Here is a 15,174-nt window from a genome sequence, read left to right on the forward strand (position 1 = left end):
GAAAAGATTTTATTTTTTTAATTGTCTACTTGACGGGGAGCGGTTCACATTTTGCAGCACCCCTGTTATATTGTCCTATTCCTCCGCAATTGCCCATACACGGACCGGCAGACCGGTCGCACCTTCAATCGGCGGAAACGCCGCGATTACAATCGCACCCGCGGGTGGAACCTGATCCAGATTACATAGTACTTCTACCTGCAGCTTTCCCTTATCCAGCACATATCTTTCGCACGCAAGGTCACCTGCCTGCCCAGCAAGCACGGACGCATCCGTATCAAGCGTCTCATGTCCGTTTGCCGCTGCCCCACGTTCTTCATAGATATACTTCAATGCTTCCATCGACCATCCCGGAGTATGTTCCCCGCCTTCGTCGTCATAATTACAGATCGCATCCATATCCGGCCAGCGCCTGCTCCAGTCTGTTCGGAGTGCAACAAAAGCCCCGTCAGGAATATCACCATACTGTTTTTCAAACTCTTTGATGTCCTCCACTGTAACAGCATAGTGTACATCTTTTTTCACCTTCTCAGAAATATCAATTACCACAAGGGGGTATATCATATCTCTGACACCATACTCTTCTGATAATTCTCTCCCTTTTATAAAATGTCCGGGGAAATCAATATGGGTTCCAAACTGTCCGGGAAATTTAAACGTCTGAATCAGGCAGTTCAGCATCTCATTTCCCCAGTCGAAAACTGTCTCTGACAATTCCACCGCCCCGTCCGGGATACCTCCCCAATAGGGGCTGTCATTGTTCAGCGGGTGGGAAAGTTCTATCCACCGGTAACTCTTCAGTCTCTCAAGGTCTTTCCATAACTGATACATAATAACCGCACCTCCTTACATGAGCCGCTTTAATCCGCGATATATCCGCCCTTTTTCAGCTCTTCCTTTGCCTTCGCAAGGTTTGCATCTGCTACAAGGATAATCGGTCCTGTACAGCCCATTCCGCTTTCTGCATACACTCCGATCTTCCAGAGTGCCTGAACGCCGTCTTCCAGATCCATGATCTCGATTCCCGCGATCTGTGCAGTAACTACTTCTTTTGCCGGCGCTGTTACAACTTCCTGTGCCACTGCGGATTTGTCAGAAGCTTTTCTGGCTGCAAGTATATCTGCAAGTCCTGCTTTATTTGCTGCTGCAAATTCTGCTGCTGCCACTTCGAAAATTCTGCCTTTTACAAGCTGTGCCGCATAACGGATCGCTCCTGCAATGAGAGGCGCCCCTGATGCACGTGAAATGATCATGACAAGCTGGTCATACCCCTCGCCAATTCCCGGGCCATATCCGTATCCTGATGCTTCATAGCTGCCGCCTGTTGTGAAGGAGGAAAGCATTTTGATCAGGATATTTCCGGATAAGGAATCACATACCATGATGTCCGGTGTCCCCTGAAGGACATCGTTTCCTCTCATGACACATCCTCCGTCAGCTCTTGCTGACTCAGCAAAATTGATGTGATAGCCGTTATCTTTTAACTGCTTCAGGGCGATCTCTGTCTGGCGCGCTCCGTCCACATTCAGAATTCCGACTGTAGGTTCTGCATTTCCGCATGCTTTTGCTGCAATGATTCCGTAAATTGCATTTTTGATCATGCCTTCAATACGGTCAGCACTGGATGTACCCGTTGTTGTTGCCACATACATCTCTCTGCCCCTGCCCGGTGTCACAGCGCGTCCTACTGTAGATACGCCGATCGGGAACGGGTAATGCATGGTAACTGCTCCGTCTACTTTCTTTTCTTTCAGAAGTTCTTCCATCTTCTTGTGGGCCGCTTCTTCATCTTCAACCTTTACAGTGATAACATTGCCTGAAGAATTTCCATTCTCTTCTGACTCTAAAGTTCCAATGTAATATACATCTATTCCGTCTTTTGCAGCGGCAATTGCTGCTTCCATTGCGTTTGCTTCACCATGTTCGCTGCCCATGCCTGTCAGTGCAATTTTCGGTCTTTTACTGAAGCTTCCTGTCTCCAGGCCCTCCGCCATCTGAAGGAAGGTATCGGCGATCATTTTCTGAATATTATCTGCCATAGTCACTGCCTCCCTTACTCTGCCAGTAAAGAAGCTGCAAAATCCTTCATTGCGTTTGCTATCATCTTCTTTACTTCATCCTCTGAAACACCTGCGTCTGCTGCACTCTCCTGTGCTGCTGTATTTCCGTGCATTACAAAGGATACACCATCGAATAAGTTTGTCATTCTTCCAAGGAACAGACTTCCCTTACCGATGATCATTGCATTATTGATCCGGCCCTCTTTGATGTCTTCACTTGCGAATCCGATATAAGGCACACCTGAAGGAATATGTCCCTGTGTAGGAGCCCATCCGGTAAGTCCGTGTGAAGCTGTGAAATCAGCCAGTGCTTTTCTGTCGAGCTCGCCGCGTTTTACAGCAAGCGCACCAATCATCTTGTAATTGGCAAGCGGAACATCTCCTGCACCTGCCGGTTTTGTGATGTCCGGGTTCTGGAGCTCCGGTGCAAATTTGTCAATATCTGTAATCTTCATGCCCACTCTGTCAAGTGATTCTGTTACAAGGCTTCCGATAACTGCCTGCGGTGCAGAACCGGTTCCTACACTGTGGCGTCCCAGAAGATTCAGGTCGATCTCAGCGCTGACTCCGTCATTTTCAGAAATAACAACAGCAAATCCGCCGAGGCAGTCTTCTAAGATTGGAAGGCCTTTCTTGATGTGGTCCTTTCCGTTCATTCCCAGTTTCGCGGTACATCCGCCTGCTGTTACAACAACTGTCTTGTACGCACCTGATTTAACCAGTGCTGCCGCTTCAATTACTGCGTGTACAGGTGCCGCACAGAATCCTCTTACGTCTGATCCGGATGCGCTGACAAGTCCTGCCACTTCGGCTGCCGCCTTTGCAAAGTTTCCGCCGCCTCTCTGGTTCATATCGCCGCATGCTTCCTCTGCACAGTCGATAACATATTCAACATCAGACTTCTCAATTCCTGCATTGCGTACTGCATAAAGCAGGGCAAGAACGCTGGATGCCTTGCTCATCAGGTTTTCATGCATAACATGTGAAGATAAATTCACATCAATATCATGTGCCGGTTTTACACATCCAACCAGTTTATTCTGGAAGTACAGGCCCTCTGCGTGATCATTGTTTACGAATTCTTCGATCTCAGAGAGTTCAGCGCCTTCCGTGATTTTTTCTACGATATCTTCTGAAATGATCGGGTTTTTCGCAAATGCTTCTTTGTATTCTGAAACAAAACCTTTTTCCAGTTTTACAACCTCGAACATGTCACATGCCTGTACAAGGAATAAGAATTCTTCCTCCGGCATGATCTCGCCGAATTTTCCGTAACGGCCGGCATCTTCTTTCTTCTTGTCATACCACGGAAATTCTACCCCTGTAAGCTCATCAGGATGTACATTTCCGATATAAGTCTGGTTCGGCCAGTAGGAAACTGCTTCCTCATAGGAACGCAGGTGGTTTGGCACTTCTTTTAAATACTCTGATTCCGGGTTAACAATCTTCTCTGTTGTCTGTGTTGTACCATTATATAAAACCATATCAGGAGTATGTACTAATACATAGCTTGCTCCTTTAATTACACTGTTCATTGGTTTTCCGCCTTTCTTAAGCTCATATAGTTTGATTCGTGATATAAATTCCGGTAAGGAACTGTATTAACAGGAAAAAAAAGAGGGCAGGCCCTTATCGGGTACACTTAAGGCCTGCCCCTCTTAACTTGTGAAGTAGAACTAACAGTCTATAAGTTTTATTAGAACTTGCAGTACTGCTCTCTGATGTCGGTCATTTCATTGATAATATCATCAACATCGAGTACCATTTCCATCATACTGATCTGTTCATCATAAACGGCTTCATCAAATTCTTCTTTCATCTCTGGTTCACATACGTGATATACCTGAAGTCCAAGCTGGACTCCTGTCAATGGACCTGCAAAAGTAGGATCACCTGCTGTTACAGTCTCAGCTGCAAGACCTGCAGCTTCACCTTCTGCAGCACCGAGAACTACTACTAAGTTCTCTGCACCGTATTCGTCAGCAAATTCTTTTACCCTCTTCTGATTCTCTAAGTCCATTGCGCCTGCGCTCGTTCAGACGAAACATTCCGTGGATGAAAATACAATTTCAGCGCCGGCAGTTTTTACACATTCTGCGATAGCCGGTCCCGGAATTCCATCACGGTCTCCGATAATTATTGCTTTTTTACCTTCTAAGATAGCCATAATTATTCGATCTCCTTTCTTGTAAGTTATATCACTCATCTTGTAATCTATGATCTAGAAAACATCTGATTAGATGTATTTCTTAATCATTGCTTCAATGCTCTCCGGAGTAGCATCATCTTTCACTACTTCGTCGATCTTCTCTCCGCCTTTGTAAATTGCCATAACAGGAAGTCCAAGAACTTTCTGTGCAATCGCAAGACGACGTGCTTTTGTTGTATTCAAAGATGTAAATTTCATCTTATCGCCATATGTCTCTGCAAATTCATGTACCTTCGGCATCAGTGCCTGGCATGGCACACAGCCGTCTCCGTAGAAATCTACGAATACATATCCTTCTGCTTTTAAAACTTCTTCCTCAAAATTAGTCTTATCCAAATCTACCATTGGTCAAACCCTCCATTCTTGTAAAGTACTTCCTTTGGTTACTGTATGTCCTAGAAATAATCTGACATACTTCTTTCCACCTGAACGGCTGCGATTGCGCCGTCAGCAGCCGCTGTTACAACCTGTCTCAGGCTCTTGATGCGGACATCTCCTGCCGCATAAACACCCGGGATATTAGTATGCATATCAGCGTCTGTTTTGATGTATCCTCTCTCGTCCATGTCAATGATTCCCTTGAACACGTCAGAGTTGGGAACTGTTCCAATGAACCCGAACAGGCCGAACATTCCATCATCCGGATCAGCCTCTACTGTTCTGATCTCTCCTGTCTTTACATTCTTCACTGTCATAGACTGAAGAATATCGTCACCGAAAAGCTCTTCCACTACAGAATCCCAGAAGAATTCGATCTTCGGATTAGCAAATGCCTTTTCCTGAATGGATTTTGCTGCACGCAGTTCATTACGTCTGTGGATAATGGTTACTTTTCTGGCAAACTTTGTGAGGTACATAGCCTCCTCAACTGCGGAGTCGCCGCCGCCTACTACATATACTTCAAAATCTTCAAAGAAATTGGCATCGCATGTTGCACAGTAAGACACACCCTTGCCCATAAACTCCCTCTCACCTTTACAGCCGATCGGTCTTGCGTGGGCTCCTGTTGCGATGATTACATTCTTAGCCTGATATTCTGCTTTCTCACTCTTTAAGATCTTTACTTCGCCTTCCAGTTCAACCTCTTTGATTGTATCAGATACGCGCTCTGCGCCAAACTTTTCAGCCTGCTGTGTCATTCTCTCGATCAGTGACGGGCCTGACTCCCCATCTACGATCTGTCCCGGATAGTTCTCGATCTCATCTGTGATCGCGATCTGTCCCCCGTCCTGTCCTTTTTCGATGATCAGTGTGGACAGACGGCTCCTGCCTGCATATAATCCTGCTGCAAGTCCTGCCGGGCCTGCTCCCAGAATAATAACGTCATATATTTTGCTCATAACGAAAGTTTCCTCTCCTTCGCGAATTCAATTGCAGGAGATACTTTCCTGATTATTATTATCAGGAAGGTATCCCCCTTTTTATTTTACTCGAAAATCTTCTGTCCGTCTACTTCTGTTGTTAAAGCATTCAGTGCTTTTACAACAATCCTGCGGCGGAGTTCTTTTTCCTCTTCGTGGCTTAATGCCGGGTTTCCAAGAGGATGTGGTATCGCGATAGCCGGAACGATTCTGTTCGCCCCTACTGTCATAGAAATCGGTGTTACAGTACAGATATGTACTACAGGGATTCCCGCTCTTTCCACTTCTTTCACCATCGTTGCACCGCAACGAGTACAGGTGCCTCAGGTGGAGGTGAGGATGACTGCGTCTACGCCTGCCGCAAGCAGTTTCTGTGAAAATTCAGCAGCAAATGCTTTTGAGTTGGCAACGGACGTACCATTCCCCGTTGTTGTATAGAATTTGTTATGCAGTTCCCCAATAACGCCTTCTTTTTCAAGGTCACGAAGCACATCTACAGGCAGTACCCTGTCTGAATCTTTGTTTGCGTATACCGGATCGTATCCGCCGTGTGCTGTCTCGTATGTCTCTTCTGTCAGGTCATATACACCTGTGATATCGTACTCTCCGTAGTGTGATGCACTGGAGCTTTCGATATGGTCCGGATTTCCTTTCGGAACAATACCGCCTGATGTTACAAGGGCGATCTTTGCATGAGCTAAATCCTTTACTGCCGGATTCGGGTCAACTCTGTCGAAGTCTGGCATCGGATACTCTGTTACGAACGGTTTGTCATTCAGTTTCTTAAGCAGCATCTTTACTGCCCTCTGTGAACCTCTTTCTTTTTCAAAGAAGTTTACACGGATGCCATTAGGCATGTAGCCTTCTTCTGCTGATGCACCGATCGGCTCGCCTTTTGCAAGCTTCAATGCCAGAGGTGCCATCTTAGAAACAGCGTCTCTCATACCTGCCGCATTGTTTTTCGTAGCAATCATATATACCTGATTCTTGAACATATCTGCACCAGGGTTCTCAACATACATACCTGTAAGTGCCGGGATTCCCAGTTCTTCCTGTACTGCAGCAGAGATCGTAGCACATGCCACGCCGTAACGTCCTGCGTTGAATGCCGGTCCTGCGATAAATACATCCGGAGCCTGCTCTTTTACCATAGCCAGAATGTCTGCTTTTGCCTTCTCCAGGTTCTCATTGAAATAAGAGTCACCGCACACGATTGTAGCGATAATCTCTGCATCATCTTTAAAGCTGGCTGTCAGTGCCATACCCGGTCCAACAACCTCTCCTACACGGATTTCTGCCGGATAATCAGCTTTTTCCTCTCCGCCAATCTGTGCGAAGAATTGATTAATATAATGAACAACTTTAATTTTAGCCATTTCTTCTCCTCCCCGCTATCTTGCACTCAGCTTGTTAAAGCCAGTTTCGTTTGTTGCGCCTGTGATAACCTGAAGCTCAACTTCCAAGCTTCCATCCTCGCGAAGAGTCTCTTCACTTGCACCTGCGATCTTAGTTACATAGTCCAGAGTACCGATCACCTTGTCCAGTTTAGGAAGAATGATCACCTGGTTTGCATTTCCGCCTGTGATAACAGCATCTGCTGCCGGGTCTGCGTCTGCGAGAGACTGGGATTTACCGTCACGTCCTGCATACTCATCTGTGATGATAACAGTCTTAACGCCTTCTGCCTCAATCTTCTTGCAGTTCAGGATCAGGTCTGTATCCGGATTTCCGAATCCTTCCTGAGAAACGATAACGCCGTCCAGATCAAGCATCTTGCAGAGCTTTGCTGTCCAGTCGGATGAACGGAGCTTGTCAGCTAAGTACACGTTCTCATTTGTAATGATCTGGCATACAAAGTTCAGAGTTTTTCCGTGCTGTTCGAATAAATCATGTACAACCGGATTGTTCAGGTGTACATATGTCGGGTTCTTGTCACATGCAGATACGCAGTTTCCTGATACAATCGCGCCGTCCATGATCTCTGTCGGGCTTAAGATTGTAGGAACGATTCTCTTTGCGTCTACGCCGTAAACATATGTGTCATGCAGAAGCCCCTGGCTCTGCAGCATCTGTACATATGCAACTCTCGGAAGGTCAGGATACTTCTCAATACCTTCTTTAATCGTGCATGTCTCATATACTTTTGTCTCATCAGGTGTCAGGTCGCGAGCTAATTCCCCAATATAAACTGCAACCCTGAATCCTGCAAGTCTCACTGCTTTTTCATAATCATGAGGTTCGATTCCCTCTTCCGGTTCACATACCATAACCAGGTTCTGTGTCTTTGAGAATGGTGTATATTCTGCTCCGGGGCCTGTCATATCAATGATACCTTCCTGGAATCCAACAATCTTGCCCGCTGTTACAACAGCCATTCCTTTCAGTGCATAAGTCTTGCCTTCTCCGACTGTATCAGTCTTAGAGATGACGCCCGGGAAAATTCCTCCTCTTCCCTCAACTTTTACTCTCGGTTCAATAACATCCTTTACCGGTGTGATTCTTACTGACTCTCCCGGTCTCGCAATATCAAGTGATACACTCTTAATCTTTTCCTCCTCCAGAGCAACTGCCTTCACAGCCTCCTCGGATACATAAAGGACTCCGTCTTCAATCTTTGACTCCGGTCCGAACTGGATATCCTTAATGTAAATGTGTCCCATTTCTAATCTCACTTGTCATGCCCTCCTCTCAATTATTTGATTACTATTCGCAGGTGCGAACAGTATCAGCATTTTCATAGTTTTCGTACAACTAGGCGATTCAAAACCTCTTTTGAACTTACTGGCGCTGGTGCTTCTCTTTGCAGCCGCCGCCATGTGCACCGGCCTACCAAAGGTCGGCTGATGCCAATCCACTTTCTAACAGGGTCCAGTCAATCATCTGAAAGTCTTTGTACACCCCGGCACCGTACTTGTCTGACTTAAATTCAAACTTCCGGCAGGCCTGGATGGCACTTTCAATGATCTGTACGGACCAGTCATCCATCTTCTCCTTTCCTTTTGTAATTAGAATTGATTTGTATGGTGTTTCATTCGGCTTTACGCTTCCTGATAACGGATGTGTTAAAAGCCGGTGACCATCGTGGATTCTGTCTCTGACGTCTTTTAGAATCTCTTCGTAAGAAATCTCCCTGTATATGACTTCGTGCCCGTCTTTCAGCTTTTCAAAAACAAGTGGATTGTTGGTTATGACTATGTAGTTGCCTTTGCTCATGTTACCCTTCTTCTCCTTTGGCTTTTCAAAGATAAAAAAAGACAATTTAAACACGCCCGTGTATAAATCGTCCTCCTTTCTGTTTGTTTGCCCTGATTTCTTTGTTTTAAAAAGCGCTCAGCACAAGATTCAGAATGTGGTACGTTTCCCAGTCCTTTTGCCTGAAAGTTTCACCCGTATACGTTCACCCTCGTATACATGGCTTGCCTCTTCGGCGGCCGGTCTGTCCGGCTCTCTCTTGAAAAACATCATCCCACTATGCAGTTTACTTATAGACAACTAGAACCCAGTCTATTGCCTGTTTCTATAATAACCAATTGTTAAAAAATTTGCAAGCTCTCAGGAAAAATTTCATCAAATTAGTTATTCTGCACAACCTGTTTCCCTGTTTGTTCCCGTTTTTCCGTTCCAGAAATCCAATACATTTATGCAGATTGTATAAAAGAATATTTCTATACTATTTATAGACATTTTCAATAACTGATATCAGCCAAGCTTTTTATTCCTATACTCATTGGCAGACATTTCTGTATACTTCTTAAAGACCCTTGAAAAGTGTGCAATATCCAAAAATCCGACCATCTCCGCCACATCACCGACTCTTAAAGAAGGGTCCTTCAGAAGCTGTTTCGCCTCTTTTACCCTGATCTCATTCAGGAGTTCGCTGAAGCTCTTCTTCATATGCTTATTCAGGAGTTTGCTGAGATGCCACTGGCTCACATACATCTTGTCAGCCAGCTCGGATAAGGTAACCTTTTCCGCATAATGATTCTGCATATATTCCATAGCATTCTTTACGATAAAGCTTCCTGCAGTTCCTTCGGAATCCTCTTCCGTGTCCTCATGCCCTGCCGCTTCCGGCTGTTTCTTCTTCAGTTCGCTTACCATGAATTGAACGGCCTCTTCCAGTTCGGTGAGGTTGGATGGTTTTAAAAGGAATCTGCATACACCTAGACGGATGGCGGTCTGCGCGTAATCAAAGTCCCGGTAGCCTGTGAGTATGGCGATCATGGCATCGGGCTGTTCCACGCGGATTGCCGCGATCATCTTCAATCCGTCCATGCCCGGCATGGCGATGTCTGAGAAGATGATATCCGGTTCCTGTTCCCGGATCACCTTCACGCCCTCCATGCCGTCATATGCAGTCCCGGCCAGACGGCAGCCGTATTCTTCCCACTTAATCACACGGGACAAGCCTTCGACTATAATCGGCTCATCATCGATAATTACAACTTTATACATTTTCCCACCCTCATAAACAAGGCATCCTGCGGATCTACCCTTTGATGGCTCCTGCAGTCATACCTTTGATAATATGCTTCTGTAATATAATATACACAATTATGACCGGAATGACAACTAATGCTACCGCTGCCGCCATAAGTCCGTAGTTGGTTCCCTCCATAGCAGTCAGCTCGTTCAGAAGGCGGGTGATGGCCCTCTGTTCCGGCAGGCGCAGCAGGAACATCTGTGTAAACAGGTCATTATAACTCCACAGGAATGAGAAAATCGCTACTGTCGCAAAAGAAGGTTTTGTCAGCGGCATCACCACCTTGAAGAAAATCTGGTAGGCATTGCACCCTTCCATGTATGCGGCTTCTTCCAGTTCAATTGGAAGAGACTTGATATAACCGCTCAGCACCACGATCGCAAATGACAGGTTCCCCGCGATCTGGGGCAGTGCCACGGATAAGAGGGAGAGCCACAGATTGTTTGTGTTGGCGATATGTATCGAATTCAGCATTCTGAATACCGGGATGATCGTCGAGAACACAGGGAACATCATGCCTGCTATGATCAGTGAGTAAACAAATTTCTTTAACCGGAAGCTGTAGCGGACGATGGCAAAGGATGCCAGCCCTGCCAGCAGCACTACGACAAGTGCTACGGTACAGGATATGATAATACTGTTCCGGTAAGCACTGAATATATTCAAACGTTCAAAGGCAGTTTTATAGTTAGATGTTGTAAACAGATCACCGACCGGCAGGGAAAATGAATTTGCCAGAATCTCGTTTTTTGCTTTAAATGAGTTCATGATGATCCAGAATATCGGATAAATTGTTGTCAGGGCCCAGAAGATGAGAATTGCATAAATCACTATCATGCCGGGTGACATACGTTTCTTTGTTTTTGTTTTCATGCCTTATCTCCTTCTTAGTAATCTGCTTCTTTGAACACTTTGTTGACGATTTTAGAGGTTACAATTCCAAGCACTACGATCACGACTGCGATTGCAGAGCTGTAGTCTACATTTTTCGTATTAAATGCCTGATAGTACATATAGGTACCGGTCAGCCATGTTTTGCCTAGCGGCATGCCCTTCGGGAACATAACCCACGGCAGGTCAAATACCTTCAGCGCTCCTGTTACTGCCAGGACAACGCATGTGCAGATGACATTTCTCAGCATCGGCAGTGTAATATACCTGATCCTCTGCCATCTTGTTGCACCGTCGATAGATGCGGATTCATATAATTCTTCCGGAATATTGTTGAGTCCGGTGATAAGGATTACAAAATAAAAACCTACATACTGCCACATAACCGGAAGCAGCATGATAACCAGCGCGTGTGCCGTATCTTTCCAGTCAGTCAGGGTTCCTTTTCCAAGGAATTCTAAAAGCTGGTTGACCATTCCCTTGTCATACAGGAAGATCAGGTTAAACATCAGACCTAATGCGGTAGCTGAGATAACAATCGGGAAGAAAAATACGGTACGGAAGAATTTTGCCCCCTTTTTGATGTTATCAACCATCAGTGCAAGTGCGACTGCGATTCCGACCTGGCCGACAATTGTTACAAGCATCATGATAATTGTGTTTAAGATTGCGGTCCGCATATTCGGGTCGTTGAACATTTTTACATAGTTCGTATACCAGGGGTCGTTCCATCCCTTGCTTGCAGCACCAAGGCTGGAAATATTCTGGAAACTGTTCAGAATATTTTTAACAAATGGATAGTAAAGAAAAATCACCATGAATATGAATGCCGGTATCAGGAACACAAACAGCGGTTTTTTGTTTCTGTATATATTAGATTCCATGACTCTGCCTCCTACTGAGTTTTAAAAACCGGAGGCGTGTCTGTTCACGGTTCTCACAGACACGCGCCCCGGTTATAAGTTTTATGCCTATTCTGCTGTCTGCTCTGCGTACATCTCAAGACCTTCCGCTACAGCGTCCTTTGCACTGACTTCTCCTGTAACGATCTGAGGCATACCGTCGAATGTTGATACCCTGCATTCTCCGTTGAAAATATCCTGTACTGCACCTGTCAGGGATGAAACACCTGCCATCATGTCAATGGCCTTGATCTGAAGGGAGTTAAACTCTGCATCATCTACTTCCGGAGCTTCCTTTAAGGCAGATGCTGTGTGCTGTGCGAATTTTGCAACCATATCGTCTGTTGTCATGTACTCTACGAATTTAACGGCTGCGTCTCTCTTAGCTTCATCGTCCCATGCCTTCTTTGTGATGTAATATCCTTCAGAAAGTCCGCCGATCAGGTCTGTTGCTTTTCTTTCCCCGTTAGTCGGAACATAAGTAACTGTGAATTTATCCAGTTTGTCTTTGTCAAGTGTGGATGCATCATCCGGGTCTGACTGGCATGCTGAAGCGATACCGCCTACTTTCCATGAACCATCGATTAAGAATCCGGCTTTTCCGCTTGTAAACAGTGCAAATGTCTCATCATCTTTTGCTGATAATGTATTTTCCGGGAAATATCCTTTTTCATACAGTTTCTTAATATCTTCCATACCTTCTACCCAGCCAGGTCCGTTGCCTTCATCTACACTCTTTGGAACCTCGAGATGGCTGTCAAGTGAAGTGTGGTTGAAGATACTGTATTCCCACCAGTAATGAGGGATCTCACCCAGTGCAGATGCGATCGGCGTGTAGCCTGCTGCTTTGATCTTCTCACAGTCTGCCTCGAAATCAGCCCATGTATAATCTGCTCCCGGAACTTCCACGCCTGCTGCATCCAGAACTTCTGTATTACAGAAGAGGCCTTCCCAGTATCCGTTTACCGGAACCGCATATTTCACATCATCTACCAGTGATGCCGGTATCAGGTCGTCATTCATATTAGATGCATAGTCTGGATATTCAGCCCTGATATCATCTATAGAAATAACTTTTCCTTCTTCGATGAATGAATTTGCATCTGCCCCGTTAAAAAAGAACAGTACGTCCGGTTCTGAACCAGCCTGGAAATCTGTCTCGATACGTGCCTTAAATGTTTCGTCTGAAACCGCGGATGAATCGTTAATCTTGATTCCAGTCTCTTCCTCAAATGCGGAAACGGCTTCTTTATAATTCGGTGCATTTCCATCTTCACCGGCAAATGTTGTTGTGACGCTTAAAGATAACTCCTCGTCCTTGCTGTCGCTTCCCTTTTTGGAACCACACCCTGCTGCCATTGTTCCAACCATTGCTGTTACAAGTAAAATTGAAACCACTTTTTTCTTCATAACTTCTCCTCCAATCGCTTATACATTCTGTATAATTTATACTTTTATTATGACGTTTTTTTAGGAAAAGTGAATAACTCAATCTGTGATTTCTTGCATTATCTTGCCATCTTCCCCGACAAGGATAGTCAAACGGGCCCGGACATGGTTTTCATCCAGTTTTTCCATGCTTAGTCCGCACGGCTCCCCGTACAGAATCTTAAGCCTCTGGTTCACATTTGCAATCCCCAGACTGCCTGAAGCCTCTTTGCTTGTATCATAATCCACATCCAGAAGCCTCTCGACCTTTGCCTCGTCTTCCTTCGTCAGATGTGCCTCGTTCACAATTTCCAGATATAAGAACCTGCCTTCTTTACGGCCGGATAAGACGACCGTCCCCTGACCGTTTTTCACGACGCCATGTTCAATGGCGTTCTCGATCACAGGCTGCAGGATCAGCCTCGGAACCTTGTACTGCATGATTTCATCGGGAAGCTCTTTCTTAATCGTAAGACGTTTCCCGAGCCTCTCGGCAATAATATAGAGATAAGCATTCACATAGATCATTTCTTCGGACAAAAGTACCTCCGGCTGCTTTTTCCTGTCTATTCCTGCATCCATCAGCGTCGCCAGGGCCTCAATCATCTGCGACACCTTCTGATTCCCGGACAGGCGCGCCTCCCAGTTGATAATCTCCAGTGTGTTATTCATAAAATGTGGGTTGATGTGGGACTGCAGCGCCATAATCCGTGCATCCCTCAGTGCCAGTTCTTCCTCATAGATATGGTCAAACTGGTATTTCAGCTTTTCTGACATCTTATTAAAAGAATCCGCAAGATAATGGAACTCCTTGCTCTCAGGTTCAAAATCCAGCTGATAGCCGAGATTTCCTTTTTCAATCTCCACGGCACCGTCCATCATCTTTTCAACCGGCTTTGTCACATGCCTGTAGAACACCCACAGAAGGATGGAAAGCAATGGGATCAGGCAGAGTACCATCCCGATCAGTATGGTTTTATATCCGTAAAACAGCGTGAAGGAGGAGCTGTCATCGAACCGGACAAGCGAAGTAATCCTGTGATCCCCCGCCAGCATGTCATGATAGATGCAGAGAATACCGTTGTCCCACGTATATCCGGAGACTCCCCCCATCTCCTCCTTTCCCGTTTCCTTTGCAGTAACCTCATCCCCAATTAGGCGGAGGTTACAGTCATCCACATAAAGTGTCACAGATGTCCCGGACGGGAAAACAGAATAGTTTTCAAAGCATTCATTTTTATTGATAAGCAGCACAAGTGTACCTGCATTTACATAGGATGGGCTGTAAAGATTACGCACCAGATACAGCCTGTTTCCGCTGCTGTAAAACTGCACCTTTGTATCAAGGTTCCCGGCCAGCGCCTCGACCGCCTCGTGGTCCTCGTCCCAGTATCTCTGTACCAGCTGGTAGGTCCCGCCCTCGCCGGTATTGTAAGCACTGCTGTTCAGTCTGGCCGGATCATCCCTGTACCACAGAATGGAGGCCTTAATGAGGCTGTCCCGCCCGTACCTGTCCCCCAGATAATACATACTGGATGCGAGCAGGTCGTGCTCCGGAATAGTCCCCTTCTTATACCTTACATAAAGGTCAGTAAGCGTCCCGTCATAAGATGCCTGACGGGACGCTTCTATTACCTTATTCAGACGCTCGGCGCTCACCTGGTCGTTGAACTTGAGCTGTTCGATCTGTTTCGAAATCTTGCTCTCAAACTGATTGCTTGAGATGTAATACACGTTTACCCCCGTGATCAGGATTAGGGGCAGAAGCCAGCATAAGACCATCAGTGCAATGATCCTTGACTTAATAGAAATCTTTCTTTTCGTCTTCATATGTTTCCTT

At 45.8% G+C, this 15,174-nt stretch carries 14 protein-coding genes and 1 riboswitch; all 14 genes read right to left on the bottom strand.

The window, feature by feature from the left end; translation table 11 throughout:
- Window positions 1–75 precede the first annotated feature (75 nt).
- Window positions 76–831, bottom strand: coding sequence for a cyclase family protein (locus ABIN22_RS16480; protein ID WP_346910006.1), 756 nt, complete (start codon window positions 829–831; stop codon window positions 76–78).
- Between the two features lie 29 nt (window positions 832–860).
- Window positions 861–2,039, bottom strand: coding sequence for a glycine/sarcosine/betaine reductase complex component C subunit alpha (grdD, locus tag ABIN22_RS16485; protein WP_346910008.1), 1,179 nt, complete (start codon window positions 2,037–2,039; stop codon window positions 861–863).
- Window positions 2,040–2,053: 14 nt separating this feature from the next.
- Window positions 2,054–3,595, bottom strand: coding sequence for a glycine/sarcosine/betaine reductase complex component C subunit beta (gene grdC / locus ABIN22_RS16490; RefSeq protein WP_346910010.1), 1,542 nt, complete (start codon window positions 3,593–3,595; stop codon window positions 2,054–2,056).
- 161 nt (window positions 3,596–3,756) lie between these two features.
- Window positions 3,757–4,227 (bottom strand): glycine/sarcosine/betaine reductase complex selenoprotein A, encoded by a 471-nt coding sequence (grdA, locus tag ABIN22_RS16495; RefSeq protein WP_109730730.1) that lies wholly within the window; start codon window positions 4,225–4,227, stop codon window positions 3,757–3,759.
- Window positions 4,228–4,296: 69 nt separating this feature from the next.
- Window positions 4,297–4,614 carry a thioredoxin TrxA gene (gene trxA / locus ABIN22_RS16500; protein ID WP_109730731.1) on the bottom strand — a complete coding sequence of 106 codons (318 nt, stop codon included), beginning with the start codon at window positions 4,612–4,614 and terminating at the stop codon, window positions 4,297–4,299.
- Window positions 4,615–4,664: 50 nt separating this feature from the next.
- The gene (gene trxB, locus ABIN22_RS16505) at window positions 4,665–5,609 is read right to left on the bottom strand and encodes a thioredoxin-disulfide reductase (protein WP_109730732.1); all 945 of its coding nucleotides are present in this window, start codon (window positions 5,607–5,609) and stop codon (window positions 4,665–4,667) included.
- Window positions 5,610–5,695: 86 nt separating this feature from the next.
- Window positions 5,696–7,006 carry a glycine reductase complex selenoprotein B gene (grdB, locus tag ABIN22_RS16510; RefSeq protein WP_109730733.1) on the bottom strand — a complete coding sequence of 437 codons (1,311 nt, stop codon included), beginning with the start codon at window positions 7,004–7,006 and terminating at the stop codon, window positions 5,696–5,698.
- A gap of 15 nt (window positions 7,007–7,021) precedes the next feature.
- Complete coding sequence (locus ABIN22_RS16515; RefSeq protein WP_207657856.1) at window positions 7,022–8,302, bottom strand: glycine/sarcosine/betaine reductase component B subunit; 1,281 nt, start codon at window positions 8,300–8,302, stop codon at window positions 7,022–7,024.
- A gap of 154 nt (window positions 8,303–8,456) precedes the next feature.
- Window positions 8,457–8,843, bottom strand: a complete 387-nt coding sequence (locus tag ABIN22_RS16520) for a GrdX family protein (protein WP_109730847.1) — start codon at window positions 8,841–8,843, stop codon at window positions 8,457–8,459.
- Window positions 8,844–8,982: 139 nt separating this feature from the next.
- Window positions 8,983–9,094: riboswitch (glycine riboswitch) on the bottom strand.
- 235 nt (window positions 9,095–9,329) lie between these two features.
- The gene (locus ABIN22_RS16525; RefSeq protein WP_118622396.1) at window positions 9,330–10,085 is read right to left on the bottom strand and encodes a response regulator transcription factor; all 756 of its coding nucleotides are present in this window, start codon (window positions 10,083–10,085) and stop codon (window positions 9,330–9,332) included.
- Window positions 10,086–10,119: 34 nt separating this feature from the next.
- The gene (locus ABIN22_RS16530; RefSeq protein WP_109730735.1) at window positions 10,120–10,986 is read right to left on the bottom strand and encodes a carbohydrate ABC transporter permease; all 867 of its coding nucleotides are present in this window, start codon (window positions 10,984–10,986) and stop codon (window positions 10,120–10,122) included.
- Between the two features lie 14 nt (window positions 10,987–11,000).
- The gene (locus tag ABIN22_RS16535; RefSeq protein ID WP_109730736.1) at window positions 11,001–11,888 is read right to left on the bottom strand and encodes a carbohydrate ABC transporter permease; all 888 of its coding nucleotides are present in this window, start codon (window positions 11,886–11,888) and stop codon (window positions 11,001–11,003) included.
- Window positions 11,889–11,975: 87 nt separating this feature from the next.
- The gene (locus ABIN22_RS16540; protein WP_118622394.1) at window positions 11,976–13,316 is read right to left on the bottom strand and encodes an ABC transporter substrate-binding protein; all 1,341 of its coding nucleotides are present in this window, start codon (window positions 13,314–13,316) and stop codon (window positions 11,976–11,978) included.
- A 78-nt stretch (window positions 13,317–13,394) separates the two neighbouring features.
- The gene (locus ABIN22_RS16545; RefSeq protein ID WP_346910015.1) at window positions 13,395–15,164 is read right to left on the bottom strand and encodes a sensor histidine kinase; all 1,770 of its coding nucleotides are present in this window, start codon (window positions 15,162–15,164) and stop codon (window positions 13,395–13,397) included.
- Between the last annotated feature and the right edge of the window lie 10 nt (window positions 15,165–15,174).

Origin of the sequence: Faecalicatena orotica (assembly GCF_905197545.1) — a bacterium.
In the GTDB taxonomy this organism is placed as follows: domain Bacteria; phylum Bacillota; class Clostridia; order Lachnospirales; family Lachnospiraceae; genus Faecalicatena_A; species Faecalicatena_A orotica.

Coding starts and splice junctions, on each gene's coding strand:
- trxA (WP_109730731.1), bottom strand. CDS start 4,614: ATGGTAGATTTGGATAAGACTAATTTTGAGGAAGAAGTTTTAAAAGCA.
- trxB (WP_109730732.1), bottom strand. CDS start 5,609: ATGAGCAAAATATATGACGTTATTATTCTGGGAGCAGGCCCGGCAGGA.
- ABIN22_RS16535 (WP_109730736.1), bottom strand. CDS start 11,888: ATGGAATCTAATATATACAGAAACAAAAAACCGCTGTTTGTGTTCCTG.
- grdD (WP_346910008.1), bottom strand. CDS start 2,039: ATGGCAGATAATATTCAGAAAATGATCGCCGATACCTTCCTTCAGATG.
- grdC (WP_346910010.1), bottom strand. CDS start 3,595: ATGAACAGTGTAATTAAAGGAGCAAGCTATGTATTAGTACATACTCCT.
- ABIN22_RS16545 (WP_346910015.1), bottom strand. CDS start 15,164: ATGAAGACGAAAAGAAAGATTTCTATTAAGTCAAGGATCATTGCACTG.
- ABIN22_RS16530 (WP_109730735.1), bottom strand. CDS start 10,986: ATGAAAACAAAAACAAAGAAACGTATGTCACCCGGCATGATAGTGATT.
- ABIN22_RS16525 (WP_118622396.1), bottom strand. CDS start 10,085: ATGTATAAAGTTGTAATTATCGATGATGAGCCGATTATAGTCGAAGGC.
- ABIN22_RS16520 (WP_109730847.1), bottom strand. CDS start 8,843: ATGAGCAAAGGCAACTACATAGTCATAACCAACAATCCACTTGTTTTT.
- ABIN22_RS16480 (WP_346910006.1), bottom strand. CDS start 831: ATGTATCAGTTATGGAAAGACCTTGAGAGACTGAAGAGTTACCGGTGG.
- ABIN22_RS16540 (WP_118622394.1), bottom strand. CDS start 13,316: ATGAAGAAAAAAGTGGTTTCAATTTTACTTGTAACAGCAATGGTTGGA.